The organism is Pseudobacillus badius, assembly GCF_002189605.1.
In the GTDB taxonomy this organism is placed as follows: Bacteria; Bacillota; Bacilli; order Bacillales; family Domibacillaceae; genus Pseudobacillus; species Pseudobacillus badius.
This window is the reverse complement of sequence record NZ_MWMM01000009.1, coordinates 42,229-54,772: the sequence shown is the minus strand read 5'-3', so window position 1 is coordinate 54,772 and position 12,544 is coordinate 42,229. Positions and strand designations below refer to the sequence as shown.

Sequence of the window (12,544 nt, the reverse complement as noted above, 5' to 3'; positions counted from 1 at the left end):
GACTGGCATTGATGCCGCCTTTCTGTTTTCCTGTACTGCTTACAGCTGTACGCCCACCGGTGTGTACAACGGACGGCAAAGCGCTTCCAGCCTCTGTGCCTCTTCATGGGTTACAGCTATTAAAAAGCAGGTAGCCGGCCCGGCAGATTTGCCGGCATCCAAAGAGCACTGAATATGTTCTATTTGCAACTCTTCATTATTAGTTACGTTTCTCATTTCATGAATAATCCCTTTAGAGCCAACAGGCCAAACACTTTTCACTCCCTCTGCCTCGAGCACTTGCCTAAATAAGGACAAAGGAGCAACATAGTCCGGCTCAGCGAGCACCTCCGGACCGACAAGCGGTTTTCCGATCACCGCATAGCAAACAGCTTCTCTATCGAACGGTTCTGCTCTGTGAATATGGCGTCCGATCACCGTAATGCTTACCGCTGATTCACTCATCGTGAAATTCGTTTCTGTACTGCCCGTGATTTCAATCCGGCATCCCGCTTGGTCAGCCGCTCTCTCTATTCCTTTTATTAAGCTTTTCCAAGCCGTTTCACCTGCAAAGTTTTGCAGAACGGCAGCAAACGGCTCTCCCCCTGCAGCCAGACATTCCATTAATGCCACACGCGCGGAGAAATAGCCAACCGTTTCGTAGTCTGCCTTTACGGTATCGCCCGGCTTTTCGCCAACTGAACCGCTGTTATCCGCTGCAAGGACGAGACCATTTGTATAAATGACATCCCGCTTCACGCTTGGATACCGCTAAAGTGCTTTCTAAATAATTCTTTCAGGCGAGGCAAAGCCGTCCAGGCAAGAAGACCATTCAACAGAGCGGCAACCAGCAGCGAAGGAACAACACCTGCATAAAATCCCCAGCCTATAACGAAAATGAATGGCAGCGGGAGAACGAGTCCATTTAACAAAATAAATACAATGACAGCTATCACCCGTTTATTCATCCTATACAGCGCAGCGAACAGCCAAACGGCTCCCGCCATTTCAGCAGCGATGAGCAAATGCAGCGGTCCCATGGGCATGCCGCCAGTCAGCGCCGAAATTAAGTGGCCAAAAGCAGCAACAAGAGCCCCAGGCCCGGCACCAAGCAGGCCGGCTGCCAGCAATGCCGGAAACGAATCAAATGCAACGCTGGTGACAATTCCTGCCGGTACTTTAATCATCCCGCCGACAACCGACAAAGCCGTAAATAAAGCGAGCCAGGAAATATGTTTGACACTCACTTTTGATCTTCCTTCCTCTTTCCGTCACGAAAGACTTTGGCGCTGCGGATATACTCGACATCTTTTACACCGAGGCGGAAATTAATCACGCGGCCAATAGCGAAGAAATAATCAGAAAGCCGATTCAAGTATTGAAGTGTGACCGGATGAATCCCTTCCTCCTCGCGCATTAAAGCCACGACTAGGCGCTCGGCGCGGCGGGTTACCGTCCGGGCGATATGAATGGCGGCAGCAGCTTTCGACCCTCCCGGCAAAATAAACCTTTCCAGCTCTGGTGCCTCTTTAATGTATTCATCAATCTTTCTCTCAAGCTCGCTGACAGACTCCGGCTGCAGCTTCCACTCCCGCTTTCCGGAAACCGTGGCTAAATCGCCTCCGCAATCAAACAGCTCGTGCTGGATGGTCTCCAAATCAGCAAGGATATCCTGGAAGGCTTCCTTATCGGCATGCAGCTCAGCCATGGCCTGGCCGACAAAGCAATTCGTTTCATCCACCGTTCCATAAGCTTCTACGCGTAAATGGTCCTTTCCTACACGCCCGCCGATAATGCTCGTTTCGCCTTTGTCTCCTGTTCTTGTATATAGTCTCATTGTTCTTCCCCCTTGTTTTTTATGATTTGCGGCAACCCGTACCATATTTGGATCACCTGGCAAGCCTGCTTTGCAGCCGCCTGAAAACACCAGCCGGCTGCATCCCGCCACCTCCGGTCAAATGCATTAGCCGGTACAACTCCTTTTGTCATATCTGTGCCAATAAGAATTAATTGCCTGTTCTTTTCTTTGCTCTCCCAGTCAATCCAGCCAGTTAATTGCTCATTCCACACTTGCCGGGCAGATTCGGCGTCCTCTTCCTTTTCAACAAGCCGGCGGACATGCCGTTCAATGCCTTCTAATACTACAATCGGCTCTGTCCACTTTTCCAGTTGGCCCGCATGGTAGAATGAATGCCAGATATGCGGCTTTTCTCCAAGGCTGTAAGCCTCTTTCACCCATTGCTTTTTTCCGTTGAAGGCACCGCCCGTAACGAGATGCATCTTTCACCCCTCCTTAGTGCAGAAAGCGAGCCAGTTAATTCATAGCCGCGGCCATTCTCTACTTTCCATTCCCAAAACCCCTTCTTCTCAGGTGCCACTGCTGTCAGTAAATGGCGGATGACTCCTCCGTGGGTGATGATGGCTGTACGCTTCAGATTCAATTGAGCGAGAAGCTCCAGCCACCTGTTCCATCCTGCCATCACACGGCGGCCAAATTGTTCATAGGTTTCCCCGCCCGGAAGCGGACTAGAGAAAGGGTCCTGCAGCCAGGTTTTATACTCTTCTACATGTTCTAATTCCTGGTGGGTTTTTCCTTCCAAAAAACCGAAATTCATCTCACGGAACTCTGGCCATGTGTCGATTGACGTGTCCCTCCAAAAGAAGGCAGCCGTATCCACACAGCGCTGCAGGTCGCTTGCGATGATCTTTTCATAAGACGGGATGCCATTCCTTAGACGCTCCAGCTCTTTCTTCCCGGTTTCGCTCAATAGCGAATTTGTCCAGCCGCTGAATGCTTTTTTTTCATTATCTGTTGTTACGCCATGCCGATAGAGACCAATAACCACAAGATCATCCATAAACATCCTTCCGCTCCTTCCAAACTGGCACCAAGCAAGTCCCCCGTAATGCCGCCAAAGTGCTTTAACGCTCCTCTGCGGGCAAACAAGAAAAACAAATAAGCCAGGAAAGCCAATAATAGCAGTGACAACAGGCTCTTAGTCCAAGCAAAAAAGAGACCCGCGATCACGATCGTCCAAAAGCCGTAGCCAGCAGCAAGACGGCTGTCTTTTCCTTGCTGAAAAAAATAAGCAATTCCTTCCTGTTTGGCCGGTGCTACTCCGTTTAGCAGCAGCCCGGTGATCATTTGGCTGTAAAAAGGAATCAGTATGATAAAATAAACAACCTGGCTATTTCCGAACAGGAAAATTTCATAGATGAATAGAAAGCGGGCAGCCAGCAGCACAATCAGCGAAAGAACCCCGAATGCGCCGACACGAGGATCTTTCAATATTTCCAGGCGCCGGCTTCTGTCCCGATAAGAAAAAAAAGCATCACTTGTATCGATCCAGCCATCCAAATGCAGCCCTCCTGTCCAGAGGATAGGCAGCAGCCAAAAAAGAAACGCACTGCCAAGCGGGGAGAGCGGCGACCACTCGATCAGCAGCAGAAAGAGGGCGCCATATACGATTCCTTTTGTTAAGCCAAAAAGCGGAAACATCCGCAAGGCGGCCCGCAAATGGACGGCATCAACCGGCAGCTCGCGGCGGACCGGAACAGCAGAAAAAAATTGCACGTTCAGCAAAAAACCGTTCCAATAAGGCTTCATTGACCTGCTGCCCTCTCCTCTTTTTCAACAATGGCAAGAAACTGTTCCCAATCAAAATACTTTTGCAAATGCTCAGCCAGTTGATTATATGTTGCTTCTTTATTGTTAAGCAGCTTTTGTTCTTCCGGCTGAGACTTGACAGACGGAACGGACAAGGCATCTTCTTCTTCGAGCTGGTGATCTGCTAAATAGGGAAGAACCGCCAGAACAGGAATCCCTGTTTGCTTCTCAAGCCACTGCTTTCCTTCCTCGAACAAAAGCGGCTCCCCATGAAATTTATTTACGATTAACCCTTTCACCCGGCTGCGTTCATGCGGATCAAGCAAAGCAAGAGTGCCAACGACGCTGGCAAACAGGCCGCCGCGCTGGACGTCTGCCACCAGAATGACCGGTACATCAGCCAGCTCGGCTACTTTCATGTTCACAACTTCCCGATCCTTGAGATTCATCTCTACCGGGCTGCCGGCTCCTTCAATGACCACGAAATCGGAAAGCCCGGCAAGTTTTTTCAGCGAGTGCTGAATGGTCTCTACTGCCTGATGGTAATATCGCTCACGGTATTTCATGCCTGACACCACTTCTATCCGTTCACCAAGCCACACAACTTCCGATCCGCCGGGCTGCACCGGTTTTAATAAAATCGGATTCATCTCAGGCAGCGGGTCAAGCCGGCAAGCTTCGGCCTGCAACACTTGTGCCTTGCCAAGCTCTTTGCCGTCTTCCGTTATGTAAGAGTAATTGGTCACGTTTTGTGATTTGAAGGGCGCCGGCTGAAAACCTTTTTGCAGAAGCAGCCGGCACAATGCGGTCACTATCAAGCTTTTCCCTACATTAGAAGCCGTTCCCTGAATCATAATTCCTTTCATGCGTTTGCCCCCTTCTTTTTTGCAAGCGGATATCCATGCTCAACCAGCACGGCAACCGCCGCCTCTTTTACAAGCCATTGATGAAGCTCTCCTAATGCCTTTGCATAATGAAACACAAGCGGACTAGCAAACGGTTCATAGGATAATTCATTGGAAACGATCACAACCGCACCGGCCGCTTTTCTGATCTGATCAATGCCTGACTGAATCTTGCTTTGAATGTTCTGATAGAAAGCTGGCTGCACCCAGTCATTTTCATCTCTGCTGCTGGTAAACCATTCGTTTGTTAACCATGTCGTCAAGCAGTCTATTAATACTGTATCCTGTTTTTTAAAGTGTTTGGCCGCATCGCCAACAGCAACAGGCTGTTCCCAGGTCGTCCACTGCCTCCCGGATTCCTTCCGTTCCCGTTGATGAGAGCGGACCCGGGCAGCCATTTCTTCGTCTGTCACCTGGCCGCAAGCTACATAGTGAAGGCAGCCTCCCAGTCTTTCCGCTTCTAAAAAAGCTTGTCTTTCAGCTGCCTTGCTTTTTCCGCTGCGTACGCCGCCAAGAACAATCGTCAATTGTGCTTTTTCCATTCTAGCAGCGCCTCTCTCAACTGATTATTTTCCGCTTCTGTTTTGACAGAGGTCCTCAGCCACCGGCCGGCAAGCCCCGGATAATTGTATGTATGGCGAAGGACAATCCCTTTTTTCAGCAAAAAGAGAAAAAGCGGCTTTTGATCCTCCAGCACAGGGTCCCGGAGCAAATAAAAATTCACGACTGAGCGGGTAAACTGAAACCCTTGCTTTTCCAGAAACTGAAACATTCTTTCTCGTTCAGCTGCAATTCTTTTTCGAGACCGCTCAGCAAAGGATGGATCGGCCAATACCGTTTCTGCTGCCTTTAAAGCAATGGCATTTATGTTCCAGTGAGGGCGGAAACGCGCAATTTGCAAAGCAAGCGGTTCAGCCGCCAGCAAATAGCCTATTCGCAAGCCGGCAATTGCATACATTTTCGTTAATGACCGCAGGATGATGAGGTTCGAATAGTCTTGAAGGAGCGGAACAACGGTGGAGGAGCCGGCAAAATCATAAAATGCCTCATCGATCACCACTTTGCAGCCGGATGAAGACAAGCATTCAAGCAGCTGGGCGATCTCTTCTACCGGAAAAGCAAGGCCGCTCGGATTATTTGGCGTACAAATAAACAAGGCCGCCGCATCATGTGCTTTAGCCGCCAGCTCATGAACTGGAAGGGAGCCCCCTTTATTCAAAAAAACATTGTCTATTTCGCAACCATACACCCGGCAAGCCGCCTCATATTCTGAAAATGCCGGCTGAGCAATGACCACCTTTTGGCCGCGCCAGAGTTGGCCGAGAAATTGAATCAGCTCTGCTGCACCGTTTCCGAGCACCACTTGCTGGTCAGTCACTCCATTCAGACGGGCAATCTGGCCTGTAACGGTCTGTCCGTACGGGTCCGGATAATCAGACACGGAGGCCAGCCAGCTTTCCCAATTTGCTTGAAGACTCGGCGGCGGGCCGTATGGATTTATATTCACACTGAAATCTGTTATACATTCCGGCTGATCCATCTGCAGACTTTCATAAAGATGGGCCGGATTAGAACCATGAGCGGGCCACTTCATAGCCAATGCCTCCAATCCACATCATCAGTAAAAATAAAAAGGAAGATCTCTCCATAATCCGATTAGCAAGCACGATATCCTCCGCTGTTTTTTGCCTGAACGGCTCACCCATCTCAGCTCGATGGGAAACCTGGCCTTTATAAGTATTGACTCCGCCAAGCTGGATGCCAAGCAGACCGGCAACCGCCGCCTCACACCAGCCGCTATTGGGGCTTGGATGCTTTTTGGCATCCCGGCTGACAATTTGCCACACGCATTTTTTAGAATACGAGCTTTCCGGAAACGAGCAAAGCATCAGCAAACTCGTTAAGCGAGCCGGCAGCCAGTTCACCAGATCATCCACACGTGCAGAGGCCCAGCCAAACTGTTTGTAGCGTTCATTTTGATAGCCGACCATGGAGTCGCACGTATTAATCGCCCGATACAGCATCGCTCCGGGAGCTCCGCCAATGAGAGCCCAAAACAGCGGAGCGGTAACGCCATCGCTGGTGTTTTCGGCAATTGTCTCGATAGCTCCCCGTGTAATCTCCCCTTCATCCAGCCGTTCTGTATCCCGGCCGACAATATAGGAAAGCTTGATGCGCGCCTCTGTCATATCGCCGCTTTTCAGCGGCTGGTAGACACTCAGCCCTGCCTCCTTTAAGCTGCGGCAGGCAATCGTTGAAGCAATGATCATCGCCTCAGCTGCCACACCGGCAGCGGGATGAAGACGATAAAAGGCAAAAACGAGCAAAAAACTGGCCGTGCCCGTAACAAAGAGAACCAAAAAAAGCATGATCACTCCTTTTCCACGTTTAGCCGTTCCTTTATTGAGCCGCTGCTCAAGAAAATGAATCAGTGAACCAATCCACCGGACCGGATGCGGCAGATGGGGAGGATCGCCAATTAAGCGATCCAGAAAAAAAGCGATGGTCGCAGCGAGAAGATGATAAATCATGTTTTTTTCTCTCCTCTCTGGTTGCTTTCCAGAGCCTCGACTGTACACTCATAAACGGCCTTTCCAATCGCTTGGCCAAGGGGAGAAATTGTACCGGCAAACGCCTGGTGTGCGCCCCTTTGTGTGGCTGCGATCAAAATACTATCAGTAGAGGTCCCTGTCGCCTGCGAGTTCGTCAGCGGATCTTTCACCTGCTTATCAAGCAAAGCCTTCACTTTTGCTTCTGTAGCAGTCATAACCGCTTGAACAAATGCTTCTTCGGATAATTGCCCGTTGGCAAATACCCATGTATTGATCGTTCCCGGCAAAAATGCCCGGTTATGCTCGATAGACCGCGATACATCCACCGCATTGCCGACACCCGCGGTAACGACCGCAAACACTGAGACGTCTTCTACTTCTATAAACCGGCAGGCAGCTGTGTCCAGTTGAACCGCCGTCATCATGCCAACCGTCTCATTTATGTCAAATTGATAGCGCTTTAAAAACGCCTTCATATCTTCCTTATAAGCATCATGCCAATAATTTTTATCGACATGACGATTAACAAAACTTCGATGCCAGCCCCAGCCCGCTCCAATAACTCCGGCTGATAGGGTTTTGAGCAATATAGGCGACTCAAGAGCGATCCATTCGCCTGTCTGTTGCACACATGTTTCATCAATGCGGATTTCTGCTTCTTCCTGAGCCGTCTTTTCAGGAAGAATACTCATTTGCGGCTTCGGAACTTCCGGATGAGGACGCTGATGAATAGCTGTTTTATACACTTTTTGGATGGATTCCTCTTTCAAAACCTCACTTGGCAGGCCGAGCCCCGACATCCGCCCTTCTTCCATAAGCAATAGCCTGTCACAATACAAAGAAGCAAGATTTAAATCATGAAAAATCGAAATAACGGTGAGCCCTGTTTCATTTGCTGTTTTCTTCAGCAAATCCAGCAGTTCTTTTTGAAAAGATAAATCTAAGTGGTTGGTCGGCTCATCCAGCAGCAAAATTTCTGGTTCTTGCGCAAGTGCCTGAGCAAGAAAGACACGCTGACGCTCACCGCCAGACAATTGTTCAATAGAGGATTCAGCAAATTGGAGGGTGCCGGTTTGCTTCATTGCTTTCATAACAGCCTGCTCATCTTCCTTGCGCCATACAGGAAAGATGCCGCTTTGATGGGCATAACGCCCAAGAGAAACGGTTTCTCTTACAGTGTATGAAAAAGCTTGCGGGGTCATCTGCGGAAGAACGGCAAGCTGTTTCGCCAGCTCCTTTGGCGTGTACTCCTTGATCTGCCGGCCATCTACCGCGATAGAGCCGCGGCTGGCAGGAACGATGCCGCTAATCATTTTTAACAGCGTGGTTTTGCCGCTCCCATTGGGCCCTAATATGCCGAAAATTTCTCCTTTTTGAACAGAAAATGATAGTTCATGCACGATCAATTTGCTGTCATAGCCGCCGCTTAGCTGTTCTATCTTAATCATGCTGTCCCTCTTCCTTTCCTTTGCTTGCGAAGCAAAATAATGGCGAACACCGGGGCACCGATGACCGATGTAATCACGCCAATCGGCAGTTCGGTGGGAGAAATGACCGTACGGGCCACCAAATCAGCCAAAATTAAAAAACCAGCGCCGGCCAACATGGACAGAGGCAGCAAATGGCGATGGTCCGGCCCCCAAATCAGGCGAATAAAATGAGGGACGACCAAGCCAACAAAGCCGATGGTTCCCGAAACAGCCACGGCTGCTCCTGTTAAAATGGAGCCGGCCGTCAGCACAATCAACTTCTTTCTGCGGACATTCACTCCTAGATGCTGGGCCTTTTCTTCACCAAACGACATTGCATTTAATTCAGCCGCATGGACCATCAGCAGGAAGGTGCCTGCCAGAAAAAACGGCAAGATAAGCTGAATATAATCCCAGCCTCGCATAGACACACTGCCGAGCAGCCAGCCGATAATTTGCCGGAGCTCCTCGCCCGTCAAAGCAATCATTAAAGAAATGATCGCTCCTGAAAAGGAGCTGAATATAATTCCTGTTAAAATAATCGTTTCCACCTTCATCGACCGTTCAATGGCCTGGGCAAACAATATAACAATGAAAATGGTCACAATCGAAGCGGCAATGCTGACAACAGGCAGCGTAAATCCGGATAGCCATGGAAGCTGTATATTAAAAAACAGCACCATAACCGCACCTGCAGAGGCACCAGATGATACGCCAAGCGTGTAAGGATCAGCAAGCGGATTGCGCAGCAGCCCTTGAAAAGCGGCGCCTGCCACCGCCAAAGAAGCTCCGACAAGACCAGCTAACAACACTCGCGGAAAACGGATTTTCCAGACGATGTTATCAAAGGAAGCGTCCACTCCATCGAGCGGCGTTCCGAAAAAATGATGGGATAATAAGAAAATGATATCCCGAACCGGAACTTGAACCGTTCCGATCGAGATACCTGCAAATACTGAGACAATAAAAAATATAAAGACAAACAAGTACGCCGAAAGTTTATTTTTTGAAAACATCTGGATAAATTGCTTCGGCAAGTTCTTCTACTCCTTCAACAAGACGCGGACCCGTACGGTTAACGAGATCAGCATGAACGTCATGAACGTCTTTGTTTTTAACAGCAGTTATCGTTTCCCAGCCTTTGCGGCTAAGTACTTCTTCCACTGGCTTTTGCGTGTAATAGCCATGTGTTGTAATAATAACATCCGGATTTTTCTTAATAATCGCTTCCTCTGTCATTTGTCCCCAGCCATCTTGATCAGCTGCTGCATTTTTTGCATGAATCAGATCAAGCATTTCCTGCATGAACGTATTTTTTCCTGGCGTGTAAATTTCGGGAGCCGGCGACACTTCGATAAATACGCTTTTTTCTTCTTCTTTTTTAATTGCTTTCGCTTTTTCGGCGATTTCAGTTAAATCCTCTTTCATGTCCGTGACGATATCTTCTGCTTTGTCACTTGTGCCTGTCGCTTTGCCGATCATTTTAATAGAATCGTACACTTCATCAAAATTTTGGGCATCGTTAACGACGAGCACATCAATTCCCGCTTCCTCCAGCTGCTTAAAACCTTCCTTAGCGTTATGAGCGGAGCCGTGGGCCAATACAAGATCCGTGTCAAGTCCGATAATTTTTTCGATATTATATTCCATACCGCCCACTTTTTCCTTGGAGCTCACTTCTTTTGGATAATTGTCGTTATCGGATACCCCTACAATTTCCTTGTCTAAATCCAGCTCATAAGCGATTTCGGTATTACTTGGAATCAGAGAAACAATCCGCTTCGGTTTTTCCTCAATGACAACCTCTTTCCCATCAGCATCTTTAATCGTTACAGGAAAAGCCGCTTGCTCGCTTTCTTTCGGCTGATTGGCTTTCTCTTCTTTTTCAGGGGCGGCTTTGTCACTTCCGCAGCCGGCCAGCAAACCCGCAGCCAGCATAAAAGACAACGTATACTTCGATAACTTCTTCATTACTTTCTCTCCCTCATTCTTCTAAAAAATATCCATAAAAAAACACCTCTACGCTGTGGAGAGATGCAGTGAAAAAGGACCGCCCGGCAACAAACAATAAGCAGGCCGCTTTTACACCACCCTATCCGCGTAGGTTACCGGTGCTCTAAACCAGGCAGGTTTTCTGGCTTATGAAATGGCTGCATTTCATTCACAGTGGCGGGACCGCGCTGGACTTTCACCAGCTTGCCCTTTTAAAAAGCCGGATCATTCGGCTTTACCTGGTCCAAATTATGTAGTTTTCCGCTTAGCTACATTATACACAAAAAAAACTTTACTTTCATACAATTTTAAAATCATTCTTCGCTTGCTGGCACTAATTTTTTTCATCATTCTTCACCTTTATGTTTTAGAAAAACCGAAAGTGGAATAGGATAATAAAAAAAGGAAGGAGCGGTAAAATGAATCTTGCCACTTTAATTGGACTGGTTGTTCTATTGCTTGCCATTGCTCTTATTTTAGTGTACTTTCTTCGCCAAGCCTTCGATTCCTCTGATACAAGCCGGATTGACGAGATGCCTGAAGATGATCCTTATTTAAACGATCGCGATCAGGCGCATGACCGCCATTTGTAATCCCCGCTAAAGAAACACAAGAATACAATAAAAATGTTTTCCCAAACATCTGATAAACCAAAAAATCCATCCGGATAAGCGGACGGATTTTTTGGCTTAAATGAAAGAGTAATTACCGTTCAGCAACCGCCGGTGAATCGGCGATTTCAAGTATCGCTTGCTTCATAATTCCAGCCATTCTTGTTAATTGTTCATAGCTGGAGGCAAGCGGCGGCATGAACACTATCACATCACCAAGCGGCCGGGTCAGCATCCCGAGCTCTCTCATCCGCAATGTCGCCCGGTAAGCCACCCTCTCTTCAGAAGGAAACGGCTCCTTCGCTGTTCGATCTTTTACCACTTCAATCCCGCACATAAAGCCTAGCTGGCGTACTTCCCCCACATGCGGCAGCTCGGCGATTTCAGCTAACAATTTAGTGATATACTCCGCTTTCTCAGCAGCTTGCTTCACTACCTCTTCTTTCTCAAATATATCGAGGTTTGCTAAAGCAGCCGCACAGCCAAGCTGATTCCCTGTATAAGAATGACCATGAAAAAATGTTTTCATCTCGGCATAATCTCCGTAGAACGCTGCATAAACCTCTTCTGTCGTCAGCGTAGCAGCAATCGGCAAGTACCCTCCCGTAATCCCTTTGGCCACTGTCATAATGTCCGGGGCTACGTCTTCATGCTCTACCGCAAACATCTTGCCCGTGCGGCCGAATCCGGTCGCCACTTCATCAACAATCAAAAGAATATTAAATGCTCGGCAAAGCCTCTCTAATTCCTTTAAATAGCCAGGAGGCATAATATGCATGCCGCCTGCCCCTTGGACCATCGACTCTACAATGAGCCCGGCAATCTCGTGATGACTTTCTTTAAACAGCGTCTGCATAGCCGCGAGCGACTCCTCCTTCGCTGTTTGTCCGTCCCCTGAAGGATGCCAGCTTGCTGATGGAAACGGCACTGCAAATGAATCGAACATTAATGCGCTGTATACGCGATGATAAATGTCGATGGATCCTACGCTGATCGCCCCCACCGTATCGCCATGATACCCGTTTGCAAGTGTAACAAATTTTGTTTTTTTCTCTTTTCCTTTGTTTTGCCAATATTGATAAGCCATTTTGATCGCTATTTCTACCGACTCCGCTCCGCTGTCTGAATAAAATACACGCGTTAAGTTATCCGGTGAGATCTCGATCAGCTTTTCAGCTAATTGAATAGACGGCACATTGGCGGCTCCAAGCAAAGTCGAGTGGGCAATCTTTTCAAGCTGCTCCTTGATCGCCTGATTAATTTCCGGACGGCGGTGACCATGCACGTTCAGCCATAAAGAAGAATAGCCATCTAAATATTCGTTTCCATAAATATCCCGCAGTACGATCCCCTCACCGCTCTCGATAATCAGCGGGGCTTCCTCGTAATCCTTCATTTGTGTAAACGGCAGCCACATATGCTTTTGGCT

General features: G+C 48.4%; 15 protein-coding genes and 1 riboswitch. Of the genes, 1 reads left to right on the top strand and 14 read right to left on the bottom strand.

The genetic code is table 11. The annotated features are described in order from the left end of the window. Window positions 1-39: 39 nt before the first annotated feature. Genes B1A98_RS14240 through B1A98_RS14180 form a run of 13 tightly spaced genes read right to left on the bottom strand, consistent with a single transcriptional unit; the run spans window position 40 to window position 10,483 of the window. Window positions 40-738 carry an AIR synthase related protein gene (locus B1A98_RS14240; protein ID WP_063386197.1) on the bottom strand — a complete coding sequence of 233 codons (699 nt, stop codon included), beginning with the start codon at window positions 736-738 and terminating at the stop codon, window positions 40-42. Continuing rightward, complete coding sequence (locus B1A98_RS14235; protein WP_063386198.1) at window positions 735-1,226, bottom strand: ECF transporter S component; 492 nt, start codon at window positions 1,224-1,226, stop codon at window positions 735-737. Before B1A98_RS14235 ends, B1A98_RS14240 begins: the two co-directional genes overlap by 4 nt. Further along, window positions 1,223-1,816: a cob(I)yrinic acid a,c-diamide adenosyltransferase gene (locus tag B1A98_RS14230; RefSeq protein WP_063386199.1), complete on the bottom strand. Its 594-nt coding sequence runs from the start codon at window positions 1,814-1,816 to the stop codon at window positions 1,223-1,225. The genes B1A98_RS14235 and B1A98_RS14230 overlap by 4 nt, the downstream gene beginning before the upstream one ends. Further along, on the bottom strand, window positions 1,813-2,259 hold the full coding sequence (locus tag B1A98_RS14225; protein WP_063386200.1) for a bifunctional adenosylcobinamide kinase/adenosylcobinamide-phosphate guanylyltransferase: 447 nt from the start codon (window positions 2,257-2,259) through the stop codon (window positions 1,813-1,815). The genes B1A98_RS14230 and B1A98_RS14225 overlap by 4 nt, the downstream gene beginning before the upstream one ends. After that, a complete protein-coding gene (locus tag B1A98_RS14220; protein WP_082821861.1) occupies window positions 2,211-2,843 on the bottom strand; it encodes a histidine phosphatase family protein in 633 nt (210 codons plus the stop codon). The genes B1A98_RS14225 and B1A98_RS14220 overlap by 49 nt, the downstream gene beginning before the upstream one ends. Next, the gene (locus B1A98_RS14215; RefSeq protein WP_063386201.1) at window positions 2,795-3,586 is read right to left on the bottom strand and encodes an adenosylcobinamide-GDP ribazoletransferase; all 792 of its coding nucleotides are present in this window, start codon (window positions 3,584-3,586) and stop codon (window positions 2,795-2,797) included. Before B1A98_RS14215 ends, B1A98_RS14220 begins: the two co-directional genes overlap by 49 nt. Further along, window positions 3,583-4,452, bottom strand: coding sequence for a cobyric acid synthase (locus B1A98_RS14210; protein WP_063386202.1), 870 nt, complete (start codon window positions 4,450-4,452; stop codon window positions 3,583-3,585). The genes B1A98_RS14215 and B1A98_RS14210 overlap by 4 nt, the downstream gene beginning before the upstream one ends. Beyond that, window positions 4,449-5,033, bottom strand: coding sequence for a bifunctional adenosylcobinamide kinase/adenosylcobinamide-phosphate guanylyltransferase (locus tag B1A98_RS14205; protein ID WP_063386203.1), 585 nt, complete (start codon window positions 5,031-5,033; stop codon window positions 4,449-4,451). The genes B1A98_RS14210 and B1A98_RS14205 overlap by 4 nt, the downstream gene beginning before the upstream one ends. Then, the gene (gene cobD / locus B1A98_RS14200; protein WP_063386204.1) at window positions 5,015-6,085 is read right to left on the bottom strand and encodes a threonine-phosphate decarboxylase CobD; all 1,071 of its coding nucleotides are present in this window, start codon (window positions 6,083-6,085) and stop codon (window positions 5,015-5,017) included. Before cobD ends, B1A98_RS14205 begins: the two co-directional genes overlap by 19 nt. Then, window positions 6,060-7,022: an adenosylcobinamide-phosphate synthase CbiB gene (gene cbiB / locus B1A98_RS14195; RefSeq protein ID WP_063386205.1), complete on the bottom strand. Its 963-nt coding sequence runs from the start codon at window positions 7,020-7,022 to the stop codon at window positions 6,060-6,062. Before cbiB ends, cobD begins: the two co-directional genes overlap by 26 nt. Further along, entirely contained in the window at window positions 7,019-8,491 is a 1,473-nt protein-coding gene (locus tag B1A98_RS14190) for an adenosylcobinamide amidohydrolase (RefSeq protein WP_063386206.1), read from the bottom strand. The genes cbiB and B1A98_RS14190 overlap by 4 nt, the downstream gene beginning before the upstream one ends. Next, window positions 8,488-9,549 carry a FecCD family ABC transporter permease gene (locus tag B1A98_RS14185; RefSeq protein WP_063386207.1) on the bottom strand — a complete coding sequence of 354 codons (1,062 nt, stop codon included), beginning with the start codon at window positions 9,547-9,549 and terminating at the stop codon, window positions 8,488-8,490. The genes B1A98_RS14190 and B1A98_RS14185 overlap by 4 nt, the downstream gene beginning before the upstream one ends. Further along, a complete protein-coding gene (locus B1A98_RS14180; RefSeq protein WP_063386208.1) occupies window positions 9,512-10,483 on the bottom strand; it encodes a helical backbone metal receptor in 972 nt (323 codons plus the stop codon). Before B1A98_RS14180 ends, B1A98_RS14185 begins: the two co-directional genes overlap by 38 nt. A gap of 136 nt (window positions 10,484-10,619) precedes the next feature. Beyond that, a riboswitch (cobalamin riboswitch) is annotated at window positions 10,620-10,762 on the bottom strand. Window positions 10,763-10,923: 161 nt separating this feature from the next. Between B1A98_RS14180 and B1A98_RS20515 the strand changes: the two genes are divergently transcribed. Further along, entirely contained in the window at window positions 10,924-11,097 is a 174-nt protein-coding gene (locus B1A98_RS20515) for a hypothetical protein (RefSeq protein ID WP_156141516.1), read from the top strand. A gap of 112 nt (window positions 11,098-11,209) precedes the next feature. Here the strand turns inward: B1A98_RS20515 and bioA are convergent, their stop codons facing one another. Continuing rightward, window positions 11,210-12,532 carry an adenosylmethionine--8-amino-7-oxononanoate transaminase gene (gene bioA, locus B1A98_RS14175; protein ID WP_063386246.1) on the bottom strand — a complete coding sequence of 441 codons (1,323 nt, stop codon included), beginning with the start codon at window positions 12,530-12,532 and terminating at the stop codon, window positions 11,210-11,212. Window positions 12,533-12,544: the final 12 nt, after the last annotated feature.

Coding starts and splice junctions, on each gene's coding strand:
- bioA (WP_063386246.1), bottom strand. CDS start 12,532: ATGTGGCTGCCGTTTACACAAATGAAGGATTACGAGGAAGCCCCGCTG.
- B1A98_RS14210 (WP_063386202.1), bottom strand. CDS start 4,452: ATGAAAGGAATTATGATTCAGGGAACGGCTTCTAATGTAGGGAAAAGC.
- B1A98_RS14225 (WP_063386200.1), bottom strand. CDS start 2,259: ATGCATCTCGTTACGGGCGGTGCCTTCAACGGAAAAAAGCAATGGGTG.
- B1A98_RS14180 (WP_063386208.1), bottom strand. CDS start 10,483: ATGAAGAAGTTATCGAAGTATACGTTGTCTTTTATGCTGGCTGCGGGT.
- B1A98_RS14190 (WP_063386206.1), bottom strand. CDS start 8,491: ATGATTAAGATAGAACAGCTAAGCGGCGGCTATGACAGCAAATTGATC.
- cobD (WP_063386204.1), bottom strand. CDS start 6,085: ATGAAGTGGCCCGCTCATGGTTCTAATCCGGCCCATCTTTATGAAAGT.
- cbiB (WP_063386205.1), bottom strand. CDS start 7,022: ATGATTTATCATCTTCTCGCTGCGACCATCGCTTTTTTTCTGGATCGC.
- B1A98_RS14205 (WP_063386203.1), bottom strand. CDS start 5,033: ATGGAAAAAGCACAATTGACGATTGTTCTTGGCGGCGTACGCAGCGGA.
- B1A98_RS14220 (WP_082821861.1), bottom strand. CDS start 2,843: ATGTTTATGGATGATCTTGTGGTTATTGGTCTCTATCGGCATGGCGTA.
- B1A98_RS20515 (WP_156141516.1), top strand. CDS start 10,924: ATGAATCTTGCCACTTTAATTGGACTGGTTGTTCTATTGCTTGCCATT.
- B1A98_RS14215 (WP_063386201.1), bottom strand. CDS start 3,586: ATGAAGCCTTATTGGAACGGTTTTTTGCTGAACGTGCAATTTTTTTCT.
- B1A98_RS14230 (WP_063386199.1), bottom strand. CDS start 1,816: ATGAGACTATATACAAGAACAGGAGACAAAGGCGAAACGAGCATTATC.